The sequence below is a fragment of the Tahibacter harae genome, from assembly GCF_024437735.1.
Lineage (GTDB): Bacteria > Pseudomonadota > Gammaproteobacteria > Xanthomonadales > Rhodanobacteraceae > Tahibacter > Tahibacter harae.
Map to the genome: position 1 here is coordinate 58,698 of NZ_JANFQO010000021.1, position 21,063 is coordinate 79,760.

19 protein-coding genes are annotated in these 21,063 nt (G+C 69.5%); 10 read left to right on the plus strand and 9 right to left on the minus strand.

The window, feature by feature from the left end; all coding sequences use genetic code 11:
- Positions 1-31: 31 nt before the first annotated feature.
- The 4 genes from NM961_RS19005 to greB all read right to left on the minus strand — a co-directional run bounded on the left by NM961_RS19005 (position 32) and on the right by greB (position 3,986).
- Positions 32-688, minus strand: coding sequence for a cytochrome b (locus tag NM961_RS19005; RefSeq protein WP_255915994.1), 657 nt, complete (start codon positions 686-688; stop codon positions 32-34).
- On the minus strand, positions 685-1,824 hold the full coding sequence (locus tag NM961_RS19010; protein ID WP_439334229.1) for a catalase family peroxidase: 1,140 nt from the start codon (positions 1,822-1,824) through the stop codon (positions 685-687). Before NM961_RS19010 ends, NM961_RS19005 begins: the two co-directional genes overlap by 4 nt.
- A 211-nt stretch (positions 1,825-2,035) precedes the next feature.
- The gene (locus NM961_RS19015; RefSeq protein WP_439334230.1) at positions 2,036-3,352 is read right to left on the minus strand and encodes a PQQ-dependent sugar dehydrogenase; all 1,317 of its coding nucleotides are present in this window, start codon (positions 3,350-3,352) and stop codon (positions 2,036-2,038) included.
- Positions 3,353-3,479: 127 nt separating this feature from the next.
- The gene (greB, locus tag NM961_RS19020; protein ID WP_255915995.1) at positions 3,480-3,986 is read right to left on the minus strand and encodes a transcription elongation factor GreB; all 507 of its coding nucleotides are present in this window, start codon (positions 3,984-3,986) and stop codon (positions 3,480-3,482) included.
- Positions 3,987-4,098: 112 nt separating this feature from the next.
- On the opposite strand from greB, the gene NM961_RS19025 reads away from it, so the two are divergent.
- Entirely contained in the window at positions 4,099-5,571 is a 1,473-nt protein-coding gene (locus NM961_RS19025; RefSeq protein ID WP_255915996.1) for a rhomboid family intramembrane serine protease, read from the plus strand.
- A gap of 6 nt (positions 5,572-5,577) precedes the next feature.
- On the opposite strand, the gene NM961_RS19030 is transcribed toward NM961_RS19025, so the two are convergent.
- Positions 5,578-5,973, minus strand: a complete 396-nt coding sequence (locus NM961_RS19030) for a VOC family protein (protein WP_255915997.1) — start codon at positions 5,971-5,973, stop codon at positions 5,578-5,580.
- A 166-nt stretch (positions 5,974-6,139) separates the two neighbouring features.
- Here NM961_RS19030 and NM961_RS19035 point away from each other — a divergent pair, with 166 nt between their 5' ends.
- The gene (locus tag NM961_RS19035) at positions 6,140-7,048 is read left to right on the plus strand and encodes a cation diffusion facilitator family transporter (protein WP_255915998.1); all 909 of its coding nucleotides are present in this window, start codon (positions 6,140-6,142) and stop codon (positions 7,046-7,048) included.
- Positions 7,049-7,128: 80 nt separating this feature from the next.
- Here the strand turns inward: NM961_RS19035 and NM961_RS19040 are convergent, their stop codons facing one another.
- Positions 7,129-7,617, minus strand: coding sequence for a Slp family lipoprotein (locus NM961_RS19040; protein ID WP_255915999.1), 489 nt, complete (start codon positions 7,615-7,617; stop codon positions 7,129-7,131).
- Complete coding sequence (locus tag NM961_RS19045) at positions 7,614-8,369, minus strand: SIR2 family NAD-dependent protein deacylase (protein ID WP_255916000.1); 756 nt, start codon at positions 8,367-8,369, stop codon at positions 7,614-7,616. The genes NM961_RS19040 and NM961_RS19045 overlap by 4 nt, the downstream gene beginning before the upstream one ends.
- 114 nt (positions 8,370-8,483) lie before the next feature.
- Between NM961_RS19045 and NM961_RS19050 the strand changes: the two genes are divergently transcribed.
- Positions 8,484-10,640, plus strand: a complete 2,157-nt coding sequence (locus NM961_RS19050) for a S46 family peptidase (protein ID WP_255916001.1) — start codon at positions 8,484-8,486, stop codon at positions 10,638-10,640.
- 173 nt (positions 10,641-10,813) lie between these two features.
- Here NM961_RS19050 and NM961_RS19055 read toward each other — a convergent pair whose 3' ends face one another.
- Together NM961_RS19055 and NM961_RS19060 are read right to left on the minus strand one after the other, a co-directional pair.
- The gene (locus NM961_RS19055) at positions 10,814-13,690 is read right to left on the minus strand and encodes a serine/threonine-protein kinase (RefSeq protein ID WP_255916002.1); all 2,877 of its coding nucleotides are present in this window, start codon (positions 13,688-13,690) and stop codon (positions 10,814-10,816) included.
- 12 nt (positions 13,691-13,702) lie between these two features.
- Entirely contained in the window at positions 13,703-14,269 is a 567-nt protein-coding gene (locus NM961_RS19060) for an ECF-type sigma factor (protein ID WP_255916003.1), read from the minus strand.
- A gap of 239 nt (positions 14,270-14,508) precedes the next feature.
- Between NM961_RS19060 and miaA the strand changes: the two genes are divergently transcribed.
- From miaA to NM961_RS19095, 7 genes are all read left to right on the plus strand, one after another.
- Positions 14,509-15,474: a tRNA (adenosine(37)-N6)-dimethylallyltransferase MiaA gene (gene miaA, locus NM961_RS19065; protein ID WP_255916004.1), complete on the plus strand. Its 966-nt coding sequence runs from the start codon at positions 14,509-14,511 to the stop codon at positions 15,472-15,474.
- Between the two features lie 130 nt (positions 15,475-15,604).
- Positions 15,605-15,892, plus strand: a complete 288-nt coding sequence (hfq, locus tag NM961_RS19070; protein ID WP_255916029.1) for an RNA chaperone Hfq — start codon at positions 15,605-15,607, stop codon at positions 15,890-15,892.
- Positions 15,893-15,897: 5 nt separating this feature from the next.
- Complete coding sequence (gene hflX / locus NM961_RS19075) at positions 15,898-17,235, plus strand: ribosome rescue GTPase HflX (protein WP_255916030.1); 1,338 nt, start codon at positions 15,898-15,900, stop codon at positions 17,233-17,235.
- Positions 17,236-17,508: 273 nt separating this feature from the next.
- Entirely contained in the window at positions 17,509-18,588 is a 1,080-nt protein-coding gene (gene hflK, locus NM961_RS19080) for an FtsH protease activity modulator HflK (RefSeq protein WP_255916005.1), read from the plus strand.
- Entirely contained in the window at positions 18,588-19,451 is an 864-nt protein-coding gene (gene hflC, locus NM961_RS19085; protein WP_255916006.1) for a protease modulator HflC, read from the plus strand. The genes hflK and hflC overlap by 1 nt, the downstream gene beginning before the upstream one ends.
- Before the next feature lie 3 nt (positions 19,452-19,454).
- The gene (locus tag NM961_RS19090) at positions 19,455-19,646 is read left to right on the plus strand and encodes a DUF2065 domain-containing protein (protein ID WP_255916007.1); all 192 of its coding nucleotides are present in this window, start codon (positions 19,455-19,457) and stop codon (positions 19,644-19,646) included.
- A gap of 104 nt (positions 19,647-19,750) precedes the next feature.
- Positions 19,751-21,043 (plus strand): adenylosuccinate synthase, encoded by a 1,293-nt coding sequence (locus NM961_RS19095; protein ID WP_255916008.1) that lies wholly within the window; start codon positions 19,751-19,753, stop codon positions 21,041-21,043.
- The last annotated feature ends 20 nt before the right edge of the window (positions 21,044-21,063 follow it).

Genomic DNA, 21,063 nt, shown 5'->3' on the forward strand with positions numbered 1-21,063 from the left:
GATTCGATTCCGGCAAGGCGGCGGACTGCGTTCAATCCGGCGCGGACCTTCCCCTGGCCATGCTGGAAAACACGCCGTCCCGCCGCACCCAGGCGTGGAACAGCGCCGCGGCCAGGTGCAAGAGCACTGTCGCGAACAGCAGTTTCGCCAGCCAGCCATGCGCCGTGCGCAGTACGGCGTACAGCGTGACGTCCTGCGGCAGCAGCGGCGGCAGATGCAAGCCGCCGATCATTTCCACCGGATAGCCGCCGGCCGACAGCATGGCCCAGCCGATCAGCGGCATGGCGATGAACAGCGCATACAGCAGCCAGTGCGAGGCGACGGCGGCGCGGGCCTGCCAGCGCGGCAGGTCCGCCGGCAGCGGCGGCGGCGGATGGCGCAGGCGGTTGCCCAGGCGCAGCAGGGCGAGCGCGAGGATGGCGATGCCCAGCGGCCGGTGCAGGTCCACCATCCAGGGGCGGTTGTGCACCGAGGCCATCATGGCGACGCCGACGAACAGCATGGCCAGGATCAGCGGCGCCATCAGCCAATGCAGCAGGCGGGCGGCGGCGTTGAAATGGGCGGGTACCGGAAGCTGCGTCGGCGCGCCCGCAACGGCGGCGCCCTGTGCAGAGGGGGCAGACGACGGCGCCGATGCGGCAGGGATGGAGTGCACGGCCGCTGCGGCGGTGCTTTCGTCGGTGCTCATTGCTGCGCTCCCGTTGCGGTCGCCTGTGTCCTGCCGAAGGCAATCTCGCGCTCGCGCCGGTTGAACGAATGCGCATACACGGCCGAGCGCGCGGCCAGGACGGGATCGTCCGAGGCGCTGATGCCGCGCGGGAGGATCAGCGGATCGTAGTTGATGTCGCGGCAGGGGCCGCCGGCCTGGGGCTGGCTGGCGTCCAGCGTCAGCGTGCCGGCGACGATCTGCTCGCGCGCTTCGGGCCAGGGCTGGGACGGATCGTTGACCGGATCGCCGGGCGCGGCGACGGTCAGCACCAGATCCCAGCGCAGCGGGCCCTGGGCGAGACGCGCGGCCAGATCCTGCTGCAGGAAATCCGCATCGGCCTGTTCGCGCTGTTCGGGGCTCAGCGGCTCGAACGCGGCCTGCGGACGGAATGACCAGCGCACGAAATGTTCGCTGCCGTCGGCGGCGTGGAAGCGGAAGGCGTTGACGCCGTTGTACGGCGTATTGGCCCAGCTGTTGGACCAGGGCGCGCTCCTGGCCCACTCCTGGAATTTGCGGGCTTCGGGAAAGCGCCGCGCGAAGTCGGCCTGGCGCGCGGGATCGGGTTTGCCGGTGGCGGGGTCGGGCAGGCTGGCTTCGGCCTGGGCCTGGAAACCTTCGGGCGTGGCGACGACGAAGAACGGAAAACTGTTCATGGCCGTGCGCCATTCCTGGCCGTCGTCGCTGCGCAGCAGCAGGGCCAGGCTGCGCACGCGCGCCTTGGCCTCGGGCGCCTGCGGACTGCCGCCGCCGATGGACAGGCGGCCCAGCACCGGCGTTTCCGTCTGGGCGAACACGCGCGCCGTGGAGAGCTTCTGCGCCGCGCCGTTGCCGCGGAAAACGCCGCTGACGCAGACCCCTTTGCTGTGTGCGCGGCGGAAGCCGGGGTGATTGCCGCCGCCGGCTTCGATGGTGTCGGTCATCTGCTGCGCCGTGAGGCGGCCGCCGGTCCAGCCGGCGGCCCAGGCCAGCGCAGCGCCCAGGCTCAGCACGATGGCGCCTATGCCCAGCAGCGGCAGCAGTGGCGGGCGCGGAGTGGATCCGCCGCCGCCGGCCGCGGCCGGCGGGCGTGGATGATCCGGCGCAGGAGCGGGCGGTGCGGTATCGGGCTCGGGCATGGCGTGATCCTCGGATCGGCGGGGCACGGAATTCGGGCGCTGCCGGTTGCCGCGACCGGCAGCCGGCTAGTGGGCCGCACGCGATCCGGTGTCAAGCACCCGCTGTCTGGGCCGGATCGGCGGCGGCACGTTGCCGCGGGCGCGCACGGCGCGCCGTTCGCCGCATAGGAACGGCGCAGGCGGCGATTTCTTTCAGGCGAGAACGGCGCCGTTACTTCGCCGCCGGCGTCACCCGCCAGATCACGTTGCCCACGTCGTCGGCCACCAGCAGCGCGCCCTTGCGGTCCAGCGCCACGCCGACCGGGCGGCCCTGGGCGTTGCCTTTGTCGTCGAGGAAGCCGCCCAGCACGTCGCGCGGCACGCCGCTGGGCTTTCCATTGGAAAAAGGCACAAAAATAACCTTGTAGCCGCTGGGCGGCTTGCGGTTCCACGAGCCGTGCTGGCCGATGAAGGCGCCGGCGCCGAACGGTGCGGCGAGCAGGCCGTCGCCGTTGAAGGCCAGGCCCAGCGAGGCGGTATGCGCGCCCAGGGCGTAGTCCGGCACCACGGTCTTGGCGACCAGTTCGGGCTGCTGCGGTTCCACGCGCTTGTCCACGTGGGCGCCGAAATAGCTGTACGGCCAGCCGTAGAAGGCACCGTCGCGCACCGCGGTCAGATAGTCGGGCACCAGGTCGTTGCCCAGCTCGTCGCGTTCGTTGACCACGGCCCAGAGCGCGCCGCTGTGCGGCTCCCAGTCCAGGCCCACGGGATTGCGCAGGCCGGTGGCGTAGGGCCGGGTTTCGCCGCTGACGCGGTCTATCTGCAGGATGCGCGCGCGATCGCCTTCCTTGTCGATGCCGCCTTCGGCGATGTTGCTGTTGGAACCGACGCCGACGTACAGATACTTGCCGTCCTTGCTCGCGAGCAGGCTCTTGGTCCAGTGGTGGTTGAGCGGGCCGGGACCGTGCGGCAGCTCGGCCACTTTCGTCGCTGCCGCGCCGATCTGGGTTTCGCCGGCGCGGTAGGCGTAGCGGACCAGCGAATCCGCATTGGCGACGTAGAGGCTGCCGTCGACCAGGGTCATGCCGAAGGGCGAGCTGAGGCCCTGCAGCAGTACGCTGCGCTGCTCGGCCGTGCCGTCGCCGTCGGCATCGCGCAGCAGGGTGATGCGGTTGGGGCTGGGCACGGCGGCGCCGGCCTTCTGCGAGGCGGATTTCATCACCGTGCCCTTGATGCCCTTGGTCGCGCGCGAATCGGGCGGCGCGTTGGTCTCGGCCACGAGCACGTCGCCGTTGGGCAGCACGTACAGCCAGCGCGGATGGTCCAGGCCGCGGGCGAAGGCCTGCACGCTCAGGCCGGCGGCGGCGCGGGGCTTGGCCTCGCCCGACCAGCCGGTGGCCGGGGCGATGTCCACCACGGGGATCAGGGAGCGGTCGGGCTCGGGCAATTCCGGATCCGGGCCGTAGCCGGCCGGCATGTCCTGGGCCTGCGCGGCGGCGGCCGGCAGTGCGAGCAGCATGTGCAGGATTGCCAATTTATAGTTTTTCATGAGCGTGCTCCTGGCGTCGCGGACGGCGGGAGACGCGGCCGCACGGCACAGGCGCGGCCGGTCGGCTGCATACGCTGCGCCGCGCGGCGTTGGCGCGGCGTGATTGCGGAGTCAGGCGTGGATGCGCTCAGCCGGCCTCGTCGTAGTCGATGGCGAGCACGACATAGCTCATGCGGCCGCCCGGCAGCTCCGCGCCGAACTCGTCGTCGACGCGCTTCTTCAGCGCGGCGCGGGCGAGCGGGGAGTCAATGCTGATCCAGCCCCTGGGCGCGTCGGTCTCGTCCGGACCTACGATGCGCAGGCGCTGCTCGCGGCCGGCCTGGTCCTCCAGCGTGATCCAGGCGCCGAAGTAGATCGCGCCGCGGTCGCTGGGGGCGGGCGGGGCTATGCGCAGGGATTCCAGGCGCTTGCCCAGGTAGCGCACGCGCCGGTCGATCTCGCCGAGTTGCTTTTTGCGATAGGTGTACTCGGCGTTCTCCGAGCGGTCGCCCTCGGCCGCGGCGGCGGCCAGGGCGCGCACCACTTCCGGGCGGCGTTCGCGCCAGAGGTGATCCAGCTCGGCCTTGAGTCGTTCATGGCCTTCGCGCGTGATCAGGGCGGTGGAGGCGGCTTGCGGCGGGCGCCAGCGTCCCATGACGTTTCTCTCCGGAACGGGGAGCGGAGAGTAGGAGCCTGCCGGGGCCGAATGCAACGCCGCGCCGCGGCGGCGTTGCGCGTAGAATCCGCCCGTTCCCGGGGGAATCCACTTGCTCATCCTGCCGCTGCACCGCCCGTTCAGCCGGGCGAATTTCCCGTTCGCGACCATCGCCCTGGTGCTGGCCAACGTCTTCGTCTTCCTGTTCCTGCAGGGGCCGGACGATGCGCTTGCCGAAAAGGCCATGACCTACTACGGCCAGACCGGGTTGGGACGGGTGGAAATGCCGCTGTACCAGCAATGGCTGCAGCAGCACCCGGACAAGCGGCGCGAGGAAATGCTCGCGCGACTGGGGGACGAGGGCTCCGGCCTGGTCGGCTATCTGATCCAGCACGATGCTGCCTTCCTCGCCGAGCTGCGCGGCGACCGCCTGATAACGCCGGCGGATGAGCGCTACGCGCAGTGGAAACCGGCGCGGAGCGAGTTCGACCGCCTGTGGAGCCTGCGCTTCGAGGACCGGCATGTGCTGCACTACTCGGAGCTGGAACCCGCGCGCCTGTTCAGTGCGATGTTCCTGCATGGGGATTTCGGTCATCTGTTCGGCAACATGCTGTTCCTGGTGTTGCTGGGGTTGCTGGTCGAAGGCGCGCTGGGGCCGGGGCTGTTCCTGGCGGTGTATCTGCTCGGCGGCGTGGGCGGTTCGCTGTTTTCGCTGTGGTGGCGCTGGGGCGACAGCGGCGCCATGCTCGGCGCTTCCGGCGCCATCGCCGCACTGATGGGCGCCTATTGCGTGCTGTGGGGCCTGCGCAAGGTGCGCGTGTTCTGGTGGGCCTTCGTGGTGTTCGATTATTCCCGCATCACCGCGCTGTGGCTGCTGCCATTCTGGCTGGGCTGGGAGCTGTTCAACCTGCTCGCCAACGGCGATGCCGGCGTGGGCTTCGACGCCCATGCCGGCGGCATCATGAGCGGCGCCCTGCTGGCCTGGGGCGTGCGCGCGCTGGGCTGGGAGCGGCGCGACTTCCTGGATGAAGACGTCAAGGCCGACGCCGCCCAGGCCCATGCCGACACGCTCAAGCTCGCCCACGGCCACCTGGGCAAGCTGGAAGTGGTGCAGGCGCGCAAGCTGCTGGAGGAACTGGACCAGGCCGGCCCGCCGTCGCTGGATGTGCGCGTCGCGCTGTACCGCTGCGCGCGTTATGCGCGCCAGCCCGCGGCACTGCGCGAGGCGGTGAAGCGTGTGCTCGAACTGCCGCTGGTCGACGCGGCGACGGTGCACAAGGTCAAGAGCGTGCTGGATGATTTCCGCAAGGTCGAGCCCCAGGGCCTGGCGCTGGAACCGGCACAGCAGCTGCAACTGGCGCGGGCCTGGTTCCGTATCGGTGCCCAGGCCGAGGCGGACCAGCTGCTGGGCGAACTGGCCGCCCGCGCGCCGGACCAGCCCGGCCTGGCCGAACTGTGCTGGCAGCTGGCCCAGCGCGCGCGCGAAGGTTCGGCCGAATGGCGCGCGCGGCTGGACCTGATCGTGCGGCATTGCCCCGGCAGCGCGCTGGCGCCCAAGGCGCGGTTCCTGCTGAGCCAGGCCTGAGCGGCGTCAGCGCGCGAACTGGGCGAAGGTGACGAAGTGCCCGCCCGGTTCGCGGTAGCCGATCTCGACGGCGCCGTAGAACGTGGTGCGCCGCTGCAGCACGATCTCGCAGCCTTCGAGCGCGGCGGCGGTCTTGTCTATGTCCTCGACCTCGACGAAAAGCCAGGTCTTGTCGCCGTGGAAATGCTGCGCATGGGTGGGCGCGTCGCTCTCGACCGAGGCCACGGTCTGCAGCATCACCTCGACCGAATCCTTCTGCAGGATCACGAAACCCAGCGCATCGCCTTCCGGCACTTCGACGGTGAGCTGGAAGCCGAGACGGTCGCGCCAGAAATCCAGGCTGGGTTCTATGGCCTGGACGAACAGCACCGGCGTGCTGCGGCGGATGACAGGTGTGCTCATGCGGTATCTCCTGGTCTGGACGGAAAACGGATGGACGGGAGGCGGGCGGGTTTGCGCCGGCGGCCGCTGCGCCGCGGCACCCGGACGCGGGACCGTGTTCAGGCCCTGCTGGAGGCGATGATAGACTCCGCCCCCTGCCAACATGGTGTCAGCAGGGAGTCGGGGTATGGCCGGTAAAGCGGATTCGGTAAAAACCATTTTCTATGCGCTGGGCGCCAACTTCGCGATCTTCGTCGCCAAGCTGGTCGCAGCCATCATTACCGGATCCGGCTCCATGCTGGCCGAGGCGGTGCACTCGCTGGCCGACTGCGGCAACCAGGGCCTGCTGCTGCTGGGCCTCAAGCGCGCCAAGGCGCCGCCTTCGCCGGATTTCCCGCTGGGCTTCGGCAAGGCGATCTATTTCTGGTCCTTCCTGGTCGCACTGATGCTCTTCAGCGTCGGCGGCATGTTTTCCATCTACGAAGGCATGCACAAGCTGCAGCATCCCGAGCCGCTGAAATGGGCCTGGCTGGCGGTCGGCGTGCTGACCTTCGGCATCATCGCCGAGGCCTTTTCCATGTGGGGCTGCCTGGTCGAGGTGAACAAGGCGCGCGGCAGCCAGAGCCTGTGGCGCTGGTTCCGCGACAGCCGCCAGAGCGAGCTGATCGTGATTTTCGGCGAGGATCTGGCCGCGCTGCTCGGTCTGGTGTTCGCGCTGGCCGCGGTGCTGCTGACCATGGTCACCGGCAATCCCATGTACGACGCCATCGGCTCCATCGGCATCGGCGTGCTGCTGATCGTGATTGCGGTGTTCATCGCGATCGAGGTCAAGGCGCTGCTGATCGGCCAGGGTGTGGAGCCGCGTACCAAGGAAGCCATGCTCAAGCTGCTCAACGAGCGCGAGGAGGTCAAGCAGGTCTACAACCTGCTGACCCTGCAGCTGGGCCCGGACGTGATGGTCGCGGTCAAGGCGGAAATGGCGCGCTACCTGTCGCCGCGCGACCTGATCGACGACATCAACCGCGTGGAAGCGGCGCTGCGGGCGCAGTTCCCGGAAGTGCGCTGGTGCTTCTTCGAGCCGGATGTGAAGGACTGAGATTCGTTATTCGGGATTCGCGATTCGCAAGAGCGAAACGCGGCTTTGCGAATCCCGAATCCGCAATCCCGAGTCCGGCTTCAACGTATGCCTACGCCCACACCGATGTGCCACTGCACGCGGTCGAACTGGTAGCCGCTGGGCCAGCGGTGCACATGGGCGGCCTCGACCAGCGGGAACACGTAGGCGTGTTCGCCCACCTGGCCGGTGCGGGTGCCGGCGATGCGGCCCGACAGGCTGACGAACAGGCCGTCGGGATAGTCGTGGCGTTCCACATAGCCGGGCAGCAGGATGATGAAGCGGCCCAGCGAGCCGGCCTCGGGCAGCGGACGCTGGGCGCGGTCCAGCGGATAAGCCAGGATGGTGACCTCGGTGCCGTTTTCGCGGTTCTCCAGCGCCAGGATCATGCCGCCCCAGATCACCTCGGCGCCGTTGTGGCGCCCGGGCTCGGCGGCGACTTCGTAGGGCAGGGCGGGGCTGAGCCCCGCCGGCGCCACGATCACCGGCGCGGCGGTGCAGCCGGCCAGCGCCGCGCAAAGTGAAAAAGGAAACAATCTTGCGGATTTCATGCGGCGTGCTCCGGCGGCCAGGCCGCGGCCAGCAGGGCCGGCAGGGCGACGCCGGCGGGCTGGCGCAGGACGATATCGGCGCGCCGGGTCAACGGCGTGGCTTCGAGGTTGATCTCGGCAAAGCAGGCGCCCTGGCGTTTGGCCAGTTCCGGCAGGCCGGCGGCCGGATAGACCAGGGCCGAGGTGCCTACGGCGAGGACCAGGTCGCAGTCGCGCGCCGCGGCTTCGGCGAGGTCCAGCGCTTCCTGCGGCAGGTTCTCGCCGAACCAGACCACGCCCGGCCGGGCCAGGCCCTGCGCGTGATGCGGCGAAGGCGGCGGTTCGCCCGGATGCGCGGCCAGCCATTGCGCGCTGATGGGCAGGCGCGTGACCGAGCAGATGCTGCGCATGATCGCGCCGTGCAGGCAGATAACGGCCGGCGAGCCGGCGCGCTGGTGCAGGTCGTCCACGTTCTGCGTGACCAGGCTCAGCCTGGTCTGCGCGGCGAGGGCGGCCAGGGCGTGATGGGCCGGATTCGGCGCCGCGGCGGCGATCTGCGCGCGGCGCGCCTGGTACCAGCGCCAGACCAGGGCCGGATCGCGGCGGAAGCCTTCGGGCGTGGCCAGGTCTTCGGCGCGGTAGCGCGCCCACAGGCCGGTCTGGGCGTCGCGGAAGGTGGCGATGCCGGATTCGGCCGAGACACCGGCGCCGGTCAGCACCAGCACGTGCCGCGCCTGCCGCAGCCTGGCGGCCAATTCAGAGAGCGGATCCATGGGTACGGAGTTTCGCATGCCCGGCACGCGCCGGGGCCGGCATGACTTCCGGCGCTGGCCGGGTGGGCGGGGCTGCGGCATAACAAAACGTTAAGTCCAGCCTATGGGGTCTCCATGTACATGCAACGCTTGCTCGTCACCGCCCTGGCCGCGGGTTTCGCGGCTGCCGTCCAGGCCGATGAGGGCATGTGGCAGCCTGCCCAGCTGCCCAGCATCGCCGCCCAGCTCACGGCGCGCGGCCTGCAGCTGGATCCCGCCCAGCTCACCGACCTGACCGGCCCGACCATGGGCGCGGTGGTCAGCATCGGCGGCTGCACTGCCTCGTTCGTGTCGCCCGAAGGCCTGGTCGTCACCAATCACCACTGCGCCTACGGCGCGATCCAGTACAACTCCACCGCCGACAACAACCTCATCAGGAACGGCTTCCTCGCCCGCAGCCAGGCCGAGGAACTGCCCGGCGATCCCAACCAGCGCGTCTATGTCACCGACGAGATCCGCGACATCACCCGCGAGATCACCGGCAAGCTCGATCCCAAACTGGGTGGGCTGGAACGCTACCAAGCCATCGACAAGGCGCAGAAGCAGGCCGTGGCCAAATGTGAAAAACCCGGCGTGAAGTGCGAGGTATACACCTTCCACGGCGGCTACAGCTTCCAGCTGGTGCGCCAGCGCGAGATCAAGGATGTGCGCCTGGTGTATGCGCCGCCCGGCGCCATCGGCAAGTTCGGCGGCGATGTGGACAACTGGATGTGGCCGCGCCATACCGGCGATTTCAGCTTCCTGCGCGCCTACGTGGGCAAGGATGGCAGCTCCAAGCCGTATGCCAAGGACAATGTGCCGTTCAAGCCCAGGCATTTCCTGCCGGTCAACGCCGAAGGCCTGAAGGCCGGCGATTTCGTCATGGTGGCCGGCTATCCCGGCCGCACCAACCGCTATCGTCTGGCCGAGGAAGTCGGCGACGCGATCCAGTGGCAGTACCCGACCAATATCCGCTGGTATACCGAGATCCTCGAACTGATCAACGCGGCCGGCGCCAAGGACCCGGCGGTCGCGGTGAAGTACGCCAGCAGCGTGGCCAGTTTCAACAATTATCTGAAGAATTTCCGCGGCCAGCTCGAAGGCCTGGCCAAGGCCCGGGCGGTCAGCTACAAGCGCGGCAAGGAAGAGGCGCTGCTGCAGTGGCTGGGCCGGCAGGACGCCGCCACCGCCGCGCTGGCCGGCGACATCGCCGCGCTGCGCGGCGTGCTGGCGCAGCAGCGCAGCGTGCGCGAGCGCGACCTGTTGCTGACCTATTTCCAGCGCACGGGTCTGTTCAGTGCGAGCTACAACATCTATCGCACCGCGCTGGAACGCGGCAAGCCGGAACTGCAGCGCGAAGCCGGCTTCCAGACCCGCGACGAGGCCAAGCTCGAAGGCAGCCTGCGCCAGCTGGAACGGCGCATGGACCCGGCCGTGGACCAGCGCCTGCTGACCCATTTCCTGCGCGGCTACGTCAAGCTGCCGGCCGGGCAGCGCATTGCCGCGCTGGATACCTGGCTGGGCGCAGCGGCGGATGACGACGCGGCGCTGCAGCAGAAGGTGGCCGCGCTGTATGCGGGTACGTCGCTGATGGATGTGCAGCAGCGCCTGAAGTGGTTCGGCGCCAAGCAGGCGGAAATCGAGGCGGCGCAGGACACCGGCCTGAAGTTCATGGTCGCGCTGATGCCCGACCTGCTCGCCATCGAGAAGGCGCGCAAGCAGCGCACCGGCGACGAACTGCGCCTGCGTCCGCGCTACATGCAGGCCATGATTGCCTACAACCAGTCGCTGAACCAGCCGGTATATCCGGATGCGAACAGCTCGCTGCGCGTGACCTTCGGCCAGGTGCAGGGTTTCCGCAAGGACGGCGTGGAATTCACCCCGTTCACCACCGGCGACGGCATCGTGGCCAAGACCACCGGCGAGGATCCGTTCGACACGCCGGAGAAGGAATACCAGGCCCTGGTCGCGCGCGATTACGGCAGCTACGCCGATGCGCGCGGCGCGCTGCCGGTGAATTTCCTCGCCGATCTCGACATCACCGGCGGCAATTCCGGCTCGCCGGCCTTGGACGCCAAGGGCCGCCTGGTCGGTCTCGCCTTCGACGGCAACTGGGACAGCGTCAGCGCAGACTGGATCTTCGACACCGGCTTGACCCGCTCCATCCAGGTCGATGTGCGCTACATGCTCTGGATCATGGACAAGATCGACGGCGCGCAGAACCTGCTCAAGGAAATGGGCGTCGCGCGCTGAGGCCGGCGCTTCCTGCACCGCGTCCGACGCGGGCGCGGTGCAGGAAGCCGCGATTTTTCAACGGGGCGGCGTGTCGGCCGTGCCGTAGCGGGCTGAGAAGATGGCCGGTTCCGCGGTGGCGCAGGAACGCCATCGCATGAAGCCGGCGCGCGCGACAGCGCTGCCGGCCCGGCTCAGGACTCGTGCTTCGCGCCGGGCAAAGCCTCCCAGCGCTTCCGCAGCGCATCGCCGGCCGGGCGTTGCTGCATGGGTTCGCGTATCCGTTCGGCCAGCGCGTGGCTGGCTTCCTTTTCGCCCTGCCGCGCCAGCAATTCGGCCAGGCCCAGGCGGGCTTCGAGCAGGGCCGGCAGCCCGGGCGCGGCGCCCTCGACGGCGATGGCCAGGGCCGCCTCGAAATGCGCGCGCGCCGCGGCGTCGTCGCCATTGGCCATTTCCAGCGCGGCCACGTTGGCCTCGCGCTCGATCAGATCGGGATGTGCGGCCGGCAGCAGTGCACGGCTGCGCGCCAGCGCGGTGCGCAGCAGCGGCGCGGCCTCGCCGCGGCGGCCGGCCAGCAGCAGGCTCTTGCCCAGCGCGCCGCGGGCGCGCTGGGTTTCGGCGGAGTCCTCGCCGCGCGCCGCCTGCAGCAGCGCCAGCGCGCGGCGGCCGTCGGCGATGGCTTCGTCGGCGCGCGCCAGCTGGCGCAGCGCGACGGCGCGGGTCTGCAAGGCCGCGGCAGTGACGCCGCGCCAGTCGCCTGCGGCCTGGTCGAAGGCGGCAATTGCCTGCGCGGCCATGTCGGCGGCCTCCGCATAGCGCAGTTGCAGGCCCAGTGCGGTGGCGAGGTTGGTGCGGATCTGCGCGATCTGCGGATCGTCTTCGCGGTAGATCGCCTGGCGCAGGCGCAGCGCTTCGCGCAGCGGCGCCTCGGCTGCGGCGCCGTCGCCGCGTACCAGAGCGATCAGGGCCAGGTTGGCCAGATGGCGCGCCTGGGCCGAATTGGGCTGGCGGTAGACCTTGGCGTCGATGGCGACCGATTCGCGCAGCGCGGCCTCGGCCTCATCCAGGCGGCCCAGGCTGCGCAGCGGCTCGCCCAGGTTGCTCAGGCTGTTGCTGAGGTTTACGTGCGCCGGTCCGAACAATTGCCGGTTGAGCGCGACAGCTTCGCGCAAGTAGGGCAGGGCTTCGGCCGCGCGGCCGGCACCGCCCAGCGTGGTGCCCAGATCGTTGAGACTGATCGCCACCTCCTTGCCCGGCGGCTGTTCCAGCTGCCGCCGCAGGCGCAGCGCCTGCTGCAGTTCGGCCACGCCCTCGTCGACCCGCTTGCGCTGAGCCAGCACCACGCCGAGCAGATTGCGCAGGCGCGCCTCCAGGGCCAGGTCGCGGCCGGCGTTGAGTGACAGGCCGCGCTGCAGCAGCGTCTGTGCTTCTTCGTAGCGGTTGCGGCGGCGCTGCAGATAGGCCAGTTCGTACACGCTGTCGGCCAGTGCGCCGTTTTCGGTTGCGCCGGCCTGTTCGTACAGGCGTATCGCGTCGCGCAGCAGCGGCTCGGCCTCGTCGTGCAGGGCCAGCTGCACATGGATACGGCCCAGTACGCGCAGCAGATCGGCCTGCAGCAGCGGCTGCGCCGCCAGTTCGCTGCGCGCGCGGCCGGCGCCGCGGGCCAGCAGTTCGCGCGTATCCGGCACCTGGTCGGCGGCGGCGCCGGGCACGGCGTTCTCGAACAGGCCGGTGAGGAAATCCTGCACCGCCGCGCCGCGGCGCGAGGCTTCTTCCACGCGCCGGGCCTGCACGACTACCGCGGCCATGCCGGCGAGCAGGGCCAGCGCCGCCACGGCCGCCAGCGCGACCGCGACGCGGTTGCGGCGCAGAAACATATAGAGACGATAGCCGCGCGCCCCCGGATGTGCGGCGATGGCGCGGCCCTGGCGCCAGGCGGCCAGGTCGTCGGCCAGGCGCTGCACGCTGGAATAGCGCCGCGCCGGCTCCTTCTCCAGCGCCCGCGCCAGGATGCGGCTGAGATCGCCGCGCACCTGGCGGCGGAACGCGCGCGCACTGGTCGCGCGCGCGGCCAGGCGCGCGGCGCGTTCGGCCTGGGCCGTGTCGCGCGGGGTTTCCTGGGTGGTGCGCGCGATCGCGCTGGCCGGCGGCAGGAACGGCGCATTGCCGGCGATGCGCCCGGCGGCGACGGCGTCGTGGCGCGGCACCGCGTAGGGCAGCACGCCGGTGACCAGTTCGTAGCCGATCATGCCCAGCGAATACACGTCGGCGGCGACGCCGGCCGGCTCGTCGCCGAACTGCTCCGGCGCGGCGTACTGCGGCGTCAGCGCGCGGCGGCCGCCGGCGCCGGTGAGGCAGGTATCGTCGCCGTCGCCCTGCAGCAGGCCGGCGATGCCGAAATCCAGCAGGCGCACCTGGCCCTGGTCGTCGACGAGGATGTTGCCGGGCTTGAGATCGCGATGCACGACCAGCTGGCTATGCGCGTATTCGACCGCGGCGCAGACGTCCTGCAGCAGGGCGATGCGCGCGTGCAGGTCCAGCCGCCGTGCGTCGCACCAGGCGGTGAGGCTGCGGCCCTGCACGTATTCCAGCGCGAACCAGGGCCGGCCATCGGGCGCAATGCCGCCGTCGATGAAGCGCGCCAGATTGGGATGCGACAGGCGCGCGAGGATGCGCCGCTCGCGCAGGAAGCGTGCCTGCACTTCGTCGAAATCGTGGCCGCGGCGGATCAGCTTGATCGCGACGCGCTGGCGGAAATCCGCCTCGCGCCGCTCGGCCTTGTAGACCACGCCCATGCCGCCGCGGCCCAGGCGTTCGAGGATGTGATAGGCGCCGAGGCGGCTGCCGATCAGGGCATCGCTGTCGGCGGCGGCGTCGTTCCCGGCGTCTTCACCGTCTGGTGCCTCCAGGCTGCTTTCTATGGCCGCGGCCTGGGCGAACAGGGTTTCCACTTCGCGCCGCAGCGCCGCGTCGTCGCCGCAGGCGGCGGCCAGATGCGCCGCGCGCTGCACCGGCGCCAGATCCAGCAGCTCGCGCACAACGGCCAGGGCGCGGCGCGTGCGCTCATCCATGGCGCGGACCGTTCAGCCGGCCAGGCGGCTGCGCAGCCATGCCTGTGCCGTGGCCCAGTCGCGCTGCACCGTGCGCCGGGTGACGCCGAGCGAGGCCGCGATCTCGGCCATTTCCAGGCCGACGAAATAGCGCAGTTCCACCACCTGGGCCATGCGCGGCTCGGCGGCTTCGAGTTCGCCCAGGGCCTGGTCGAGTTCGGCCAGGTCGGTGTGTTCGGGAATCGGCAGGTCCAGCGCCTGGGCGAAATCGTCGCGGCGCCAGCCGCCGCCATGCTTGCCGCTCATGCTGGTGCGCAGGCGGCTGACCAGGCGCTGGCGCATCATGCGTGCGGCCGCGTTGAACAGGTGGGCCGAGTCGTGCAGTTGCAGGCCCGGACGCTCCAGCAGGCGCAGCAGTACGTCGTGCACCAGGGCCGTGGTCTGCAAGGTGGTATGGCCGGACTTGTGGCGCAGCTGCGCCGCGGCGATGCGGCGCAGGTCCGCGTAGACCAGCGGCAGCAGGCGGTCCAGTGCCGCGCTTTCGCCGGCCTGCCAGCGCTGCAGCAGCTGGGTGACGTTGTCGCCGTCGGAATGCTCCATGCGGCGAACATAGCGAAGCGGCAGGGATACGGCAAAGCGGGAACAGGACATCCGGCATGCGCGGCCTCGGGCGGGGACTGGGCGGAAACGCGCGCCGGCGGCGGGATGTGTCATGCCCTGCACCGCCGATGCGGAACAGTACGGACGCGCGGCGGCGAGGCAGCGGACGCGCCGTGTGCCGGCGTCGCAACTGCCGCAGTCCGGCGCAGTCCGGCGCAGCGCGCCGCTACAATCGCCGGATGCCCGCACTCGATACACGTCCGCCTGCCGTACTGCTGATGGGGCCTACCGCCTCGGGCAAGACGGCGCTGGCCTGCCTGCTGTCCGAACGCTTTCCGCTGCAGCTGGTCAGCGTGGACTCGGCCCTGGTCTACCGCGGCCTGGACATCGGCAGCGCCAAGCCGGACGCGGCCACGCTGGCGCGCTATCCGCACCGGCTGATCGATATTCGCGATCCGGAACAGGCCTATTCGGCCGGCGAATTCCGCGACGACGCCCTGCGCGAGATGGCGCAGATCAGCGCCGCCGGGCAGGTGCCGCTGCTGGTCGGCGGCACCGGGCTGTACTTCCGCGCGCTGACGCGGGGCTTTTCCGACCTGCCCACGGCCGATGCCGAGCTGCGTGCCCGGCTGCAGGCGCAGTTGCAGGCGCAGGGCCTGGCCGCCCTGCACGGCCGTCTGGCGGCGCTGGATCCGGCCGCGGCCGCGCGCATACGCCCGGGCGACACCCAGCGCGTGCTGCGCGCACTGGAAGTGATCGAACTCAGCGGCCGGCCGCTGAGCGAACTGCAGCAGGGCGGCGGCGCGCGCGCGCCTTACCGTTTCCTCAAGCTGGCCCTGGTGCCGGCCGAGCGCGCGCCGCTGCATGCACGCATCGCCGTGCGTTTCGAGCAGATGCTGCGCGAGGGCCTGGTCGAGGAAGTGCGCGGCCTGCGCGCCCGGCCGGGCCTGCATGCGGATCTGCCGTCCATGCGCGCCGTCGGCTACCGCCAGGCCTGGCAATACCTGGACGGCGAGTTTCCGCTGGCCGAGCTGCGCGACCGCGGCGTGTTCGCCACGCGCCAGCTGGCCAAGCGCCAGATCACCCTGCTGCGCAGCGAACTCGACGCGCGCTGGCTGGACCCGGAGCGGGACGGCCTCGCCGGGCGTGCGGCGGATGCGCTGGAACTATTTCTGTCCGGAGCCGGCCCGGTGTCGATTTCATAACCGGTTCGACATTCTCGCCGCATTCAAGACGGGTTAAGATCCGGCGACTTGGACCGGGGCGCCGGGTTTCTTCCGGGGCGCTTTCCCCCAGCTGCTATTTTTTTCCGGTTCGCTGTTCAGGAGAATACCAATGTCAAAAGGGCAGTCCCTGCAAGACCCGTTTCTCAACGCCCTGCGCCGCGAGCGCGTGCCGGTGTCGATCTACCTCGTCAACGGCATCAAGCTGCAGGGCACGATCGAATCCTTCGACCAGTTCGTGGTGCTGCTGCGCAATACCGTGAGCCAGATGGTGTACAAGCACGCCATTTCCACCGTCGTGCCCAGCCGCAACGTACGCCTGGGCGACAACGGCCATCACGGCCACGGCCCCGGCGAGCACGCCGAAAGCGCCGAGCATGCCGACCACGGCGAAGGCTGAGCGCCCTGTACGATAGGGCACGCCGGGGCGAGCGCGCCGTACTCGTCCAGACCACGCGCGCAGGCGATCCGGATGCGCAGGCGCGCCTGCAGGAGTTCGCCGAACTGGCGGCCTCCGCCGGCGCCAGCGTGGTCGGCCAGGTATTCGCCCGGGTCGACCAGCCCAATGCGCGCTTCCTGCTGGGCACGGGCAAGGTGGAGGAACTGCGCGAACTCAAGCTCGCCAGCGCGGCCGACCTGATCCTGGTCAACCACAGCCTGAGCCCGGTGCAGGAACGCAATCTGGAAAAGTATTGCGAATGCCGCGTGATCGGCCGCACCGGGCTGATCCTCGACATCTTCGCCCTGCGCGCGCGCTCGCACGAAGGCAAGCTGCAGGTCGAGCTGGCCCAGCTCAAGCACATGGCCACGCGCGCGGTGCGCGGCTGGAGCGGCCTGGACAGCCAGCGCGGCGGCTCCATCGGCCTGCGCGGCCCCGGCGAGACCAAGCTGGAGCTGGACCGCCGCCTGCTGCGCGGCCGTATCCAGCAATTGCAGGAGCGCCTGGACAAGGTTTCGCAGCAGCGCGAACAGACCCGCCGCGGCCGCCTGCGCAACGCGGTGCCGCTGGTATCGCTGGTCGGCTACACCAACGCCGGCAAGTCGACCCTGTTCAACCGGCTCAGTGGGGCGGAGGTGTATGCCGCCGACCAGCTGTTCGCCACGCTTGATCCGACCCTGCGCCGCATCGAAGGCCTGCCGAGCGGCCCCTTCGTGCTGGCCGACACGGTGGGCTTCATCCGCGACCTGCCGCACGACCTGGTCGCGGCGTTCCAGTCCACCCTGGCCGAGACCCGCGACGCCGACCTGCTGTTGCACGTGGTCGATGCTTCCGAGGCCGAGTCCGAGCGCGCCCAGCGCATGGACGACGTGGCCGCGGTGCTGGCGCAGATCGGCGCCGACGACATTCCCCAGATCCTGGTCTACAACAAGGTAGACCGCGTCGACGGCGCGCAGCCGCGCCGGGACGACGTCGCCGGCGGCACGCAGCCGCGGGTATGGCTTTCTGCCGCGCAGGGGCTGGGACTGGAGCTGCTGCGCGCAGCCATCGCGGAAAAACTCGGCCAGGACCGGCTGCGCCTGCAATTGCCCCTGTCCGCGGGCCAGGGCCGCCTGCGCGCGCGCCTGTACGAGGCCGGCGTGGTGCTGCAGGAAAGCAGCGACGAGAACGGCGGCTGGCAGCTCGCGCTGGATGCGCCGCGCGCGCGGCTGCAGGCGCTGTACGGCCTGCCCGACGGTGACGGAAGCTACTTGCGCGCGGCGATAGAGCCTGCGGCGGATGCGGAACCCGTGCAGGATGCGTGAAAACCGCCGCCGCCGCGCGCGGTCTGCGCGCCGGATCGCGGCTACGGCCCTTGACTCTGCCCGTTGCGGCCCGACTTCCTCCTGCAGTCCGAGGTTTGGCGTCAGACGTGTTTGAATTCCATCCCCGTCTAGTACAATCCTGCCGCAATCCGTCCCGACGACGCGCAGCGTCCGTCCTCCGCGGTTGCCGATCGGACAACCGTAATTCCCTCAGTTCCTGTACTCCTTACAAACGGCGCGCCGGCGACGGCACGACAATTTCGAGGTCAACTCATGGCATGGAATGAGCCGGGCAAACGCGACCCCTGGCGCGGCAATCAGAAAGGCCCGGATATGGAAGACACGCTGCGCAAGCTGCGTGAGCGATTCGGCAATCTTTTCGGCGGCGGCGGTGGCGGCGGCAGTTCCGGCAACGGTAGCGGCGGCGTGCTGATCGCGGTGGTCGCCATCCTGCTGGCCTGGGTGGCGCTGGACAGCTGGAGCGTGATCAACGCCCGCGATGTCGGCGTGGTGCAGCGCTTCGGCAAGAAGACGCGCGTGATGAGCCCCGGCTTCAACCTCAAGTGGCCGCGCCCGATCGAGACCGTGACCAAGGTCAAGATCAAGGACGTGCGCCTTCTCGCCGACCAGGTGCGCATGCTGACCATGGACGAGAACATCGTCCTGATCGATTTCAATGTGCAGTACCAGGTCAACGACGCAGAGAAATTCCTGTTCCAGGTGAAGAATGTCGAGGACCCGACCCTCAAGCACGCCGCCGAGAGCGCAGTGCGCCAGGTCATCGGCGGCAGCGCGATGGACACCATCCTTTCCGGCCAGGGTTCCGAGCTGGTCGCGGAAACCAAGAAAGTGCTGCAGGCCACGCTGGATTCCTACGAAGCCGGCATCACCGTGACCGAAGTGAACTTCCAGGCCGTGGCGCCGCCGCACGAAGTCAAGGAAGCCTTCGACGACGTGACCAACGCGCGCGAGAACAAGCAGCAGACCGAGAACGAAGCCCAGGCCTATGCCAACCAGATCGTGCCCGAGGCGCGCGGCCAGGCCGCCCGCATCAAGGCCGAGGCCGAAGGCTACCGTGCCGAGCGCGTCGCCCGCGCCGAAGGCGATGCGGACCGTTTCAACCAGTTGGTGGCGCAGTACAAGGCCGCGCCGGAAGTCACGCGCAAGCGCCTGTATCTGGAAACCATGCAGCAGGTGCTCAAGGACAGCGTGAAAGTGGTCGATTCCAGCGAAGGCCGCAGCCTGCTGAATCTGCCGCTGGACCGGCTGGTGCCGGCGTCGACCACGCTGGCGCCGGGCGCCGGCGTGCTGCTGCAGGCTGACGACGCGACGCGCAACCGGGGAGGCCAGTAATGAAATCTTTTGCCGCCATGCTGGCCGCGCTGCTGGTGCTGCTGGGCATCAATTCCACCTTCGTCGTGCGCGAAGGCGAGACCGCACTGCTGCTGCAGTTCGGCCGCATCGTGCGCGCCGGCTACGACCCGGGCCTGCAGTGGAAGCTGCCGTTCGTGCAGCAGGTGCTGCGCTTCGACAAGCGCATCCTGGGCCTGGACACCAAGCCGGAGCGCTACCTGACTTCGGAGAAGAAGAGCGTGCTGGTCGATTTCTACGTCAAGTGGAAGATCGACGACGTCGCGCTGTTCTACGGCGCCTCCGGTGGCGACGAAGGCCAGGCCACGCTGCGCCTGACCCCGATCGTCAAGGACGCGCTGCGCTTCGAGTTCAATGCGCGCCCGCTGCATGAGCTGATCGCCGACGGCCGCGTCGACATCACCACCCATGTGCGCGACAAGGCCGACGCCGCGGCGCGTTCCTCGCTGGGCATACGCATCGTCGACGTGCGCATCAAGGGCATCAATTTCCCCGAGGAAGGCACGGTGCTGGCATCGGTCTACGACCGCATGCGCGCCGAGCGCAAGCAGGTGGCCAACGACCTGCGCGCGCGCGGTACCGAAGCCGGCGAAACCATCAAGGCCGACGCCGACCGCCAGCGCCAGGTGCTGCTGGCCGAGGCGACCAAGGAAGCGCAGTCCATCCGCGGCCAGGGCGATGCCAAGGCGGCGGAGGTCTATGCCCAGGCCTACGGCAAGGATCCGGAGTTCTATGCGTTCACGCGCAGCCTGGAGGCCTACCGCGAGTCGTTCCGTAACGGAAATGGCGTATTGCTGCTGGACCCGAAATCGGAACTGTTCCGTTATTTCGATGCCAGCAAATAGCGTGTGAAGGATCTGAATGCCGCGCTGTGCCTGGTGTTCGTGATCGAGGGCCTGTTCCTGTTCGCGCTGCCGGGAGCCTGGAAGCAGGTGATCGAACGGATGCAGGCGCTGGGTGAACGCGAGCTGCGCGTGGCCGGCGCGGTAATGATCGTGGTGGGCCTGCTCGCGCTCCAGCTGGTGCGCCGGCTGGGCTGAAAAACAGGGCCGCGCGCGTGGCGCGCGGCCGGGAAATCCGCAGGCCGCGGCGGCGCGAATGCGCCGGCGCGGCCGCTTTTCGTTCCTAGTTTGAGGTGAGAATCATGGGCAAGTCAGTCGTTATCCTCGGAGCCCAGTGGGGCGACGAAGGCAAGGGCAAGATCGTCGATCTGCTGACCGAGGAAGTCGGCGCCGTTGTGCGTTTCCAGGGCGGCCACAACGCCGGCCATACCCTGGTCATCGGCGGCAAGAAGACCGTGCTGCACCTGATTCCCTCCGGCATCCTGCGCGACGACGCGCTGTGCCTGATCGGCAACGGCGTGGTGCTGTCGCCGGCGGCGCTGCAGACCGAGATCGCCGAGCTGGAAGAGCAGGGCGTGGATGTGCGCTCGCGCCTGAAGATCTCGCCGGCCACGCCGCTGATCATGCCTTACCACATCGCCGTCGATCAGGCGCGCGAGAAGGCCTCGGGCGCCAAGGCCATCGGCACCACCGGCCGCGGCATAGGCCCGGCCTACGAGGACAAGGTCGCGCGCCGCGGCATCCGCGTGGCGGACCTGTTCTATCCCGACCAGCTCGCCGACAAGCTGCGCGACGCGGTCGACTACCACAACTTCGTACTGGCCAACTGGCTCAAGTCCGACACGGTCGATTACCAGAAGGTGCTGGACGAGGCGCTGAACTTCGGCCACTACGTCAAGCCCATGGTCGACGATGTCTCGACCATCCTTTACGACCTGCGCAAGTCGGGCAAGAAAATCCTGTTCGAGGGCGCCCAGGGCTCGCTGCTGGACATCGACCACGGCACCTATCCCTACGTGACCTCGTCCAACACCACGGTCGGCGGCGCCTATGCCGGCTGCGGCGTCGGCGCGCGCGATATCGACTACGTGCTGGGCATTTGCAAGGCCTACGCCACGCGCGTCGGCGGCGGCCCGTTCCCGACCGAACTCAACGACGACATGGGCGAACTGCTGCGCAAGCGCGGCAATGAATTCGGCGCCACCACCGGCCGGCCGCGCCGCTGCGGCTGGATAGATCTGGTCGCGCTCAAGCGCGCGGTGCAGATCAGCGGTATCTCGGGCCTGGCCATCACCAAGCTCGACGTGCTCGACGGCCTGCCTACGATCAAGGTCTGCATCGCCTACGAATACCGCGGCAAGCAGCGCACCCTGGCGCCGCTGGACGCGGCCGGCTGGGACGAATGCAAGCCGGTCTACCTGGAATTCCCGGGCTGGCAGGAGCCGACCTCGGGCGTGCGCGAATTCTCCAAGCTGCCGCCCGCGGCGCGCGCCTATCTGCGTGCGGTGGAAGAGCTGGCCGAATGCCCGCTGGCCCTGGTCGCCACCGGCGCGGACCGCGACGACACCATCATCCTGCGCGATCCGTTCGCCTGAGGACGACAGTCACCGCACCC

Excerpts from the sequence above, each read along its gene's own strand:
- NM961_RS19005 (WP_255915994.1), bottom strand. The coding sequence starts at position 688 with ATGAGCACCGACGAAAGCACCGCCGCAGCGGCCGTGCACTCCATCCCT.
- NM961_RS19010 (WP_439334229.1), bottom strand. The coding sequence starts at position 1,824 with ATGCCCGAGCCCGATACCGCACCGCCCGCTCCTGCGCCGGATCATCCA.
- NM961_RS19015 (WP_439334230.1), bottom strand. The coding sequence starts at position 3,352 with ATGAAAAACTATAAATTGGCAATCCTGCACATGCTGCTCGCACTGCCG.
- greB (WP_255915995.1), bottom strand. The coding sequence starts at position 3,986 with ATGGGACGCTGGCGCCCGCCGCAAGCCGCCTCCACCGCCCTGATCACG.
- NM961_RS19030 (WP_255915997.1), bottom strand. The coding sequence starts at position 5,973 with ATGAGCACACCTGTCATCCGCCGCAGCACGCCGGTGCTGTTCGTCCAG.
- NM961_RS19035 (WP_255915998.1), top strand. The coding sequence starts at position 6,140 with ATGGCCGGTAAAGCGGATTCGGTAAAAACCATTTTCTATGCGCTGGGC.
- NM961_RS19040 (WP_255915999.1), bottom strand. The coding sequence starts at position 7,617 with ATGAAATCCGCAAGATTGTTTCCTTTTTCACTTTGCGCGGCGCTGGCC.
- NM961_RS19045 (WP_255916000.1), bottom strand. The coding sequence starts at position 8,369 with ATGGATCCGCTCTCTGAATTGGCCGCCAGGCTGCGGCAGGCGCGGCAC.
- NM961_RS19050 (WP_255916001.1), top strand. The coding sequence starts at position 8,484 with ATGTACATGCAACGCTTGCTCGTCACCGCCCTGGCCGCGGGTTTCGCG.
- NM961_RS19055 (WP_255916002.1), bottom strand. The coding sequence starts at position 13,690 with ATGGATGAGCGCACGCGCCGCGCCCTGGCCGTTGTGCGCGAGCTGCTG.
- NM961_RS19060 (WP_255916003.1), bottom strand. The coding sequence starts at position 14,269 with ATGGAGCATTCCGACGGCGACAACGTCACCCAGCTGCTGCAGCGCTGG.
- miaA (WP_255916004.1), top strand. The coding sequence starts at position 14,509 with ATGCCCGCACTCGATACACGTCCGCCTGCCGTACTGCTGATGGGGCCT.
- hfq (WP_255916029.1), top strand. The coding sequence starts at position 15,605 with ATGTCAAAAGGGCAGTCCCTGCAAGACCCGTTTCTCAACGCCCTGCGC.
- hflK (WP_255916005.1), top strand. The coding sequence starts at position 17,509 with ATGGCATGGAATGAGCCGGGCAAACGCGACCCCTGGCGCGGCAATCAG.
- hflC (WP_255916006.1), top strand. The coding sequence starts at position 18,588 with ATGAAATCTTTTGCCGCCATGCTGGCCGCGCTGCTGGTGCTGCTGGGC.
- NM961_RS19095 (WP_255916008.1), top strand. The coding sequence starts at position 19,751 with ATGGGCAAGTCAGTCGTTATCCTCGGAGCCCAGTGGGGCGACGAAGGC.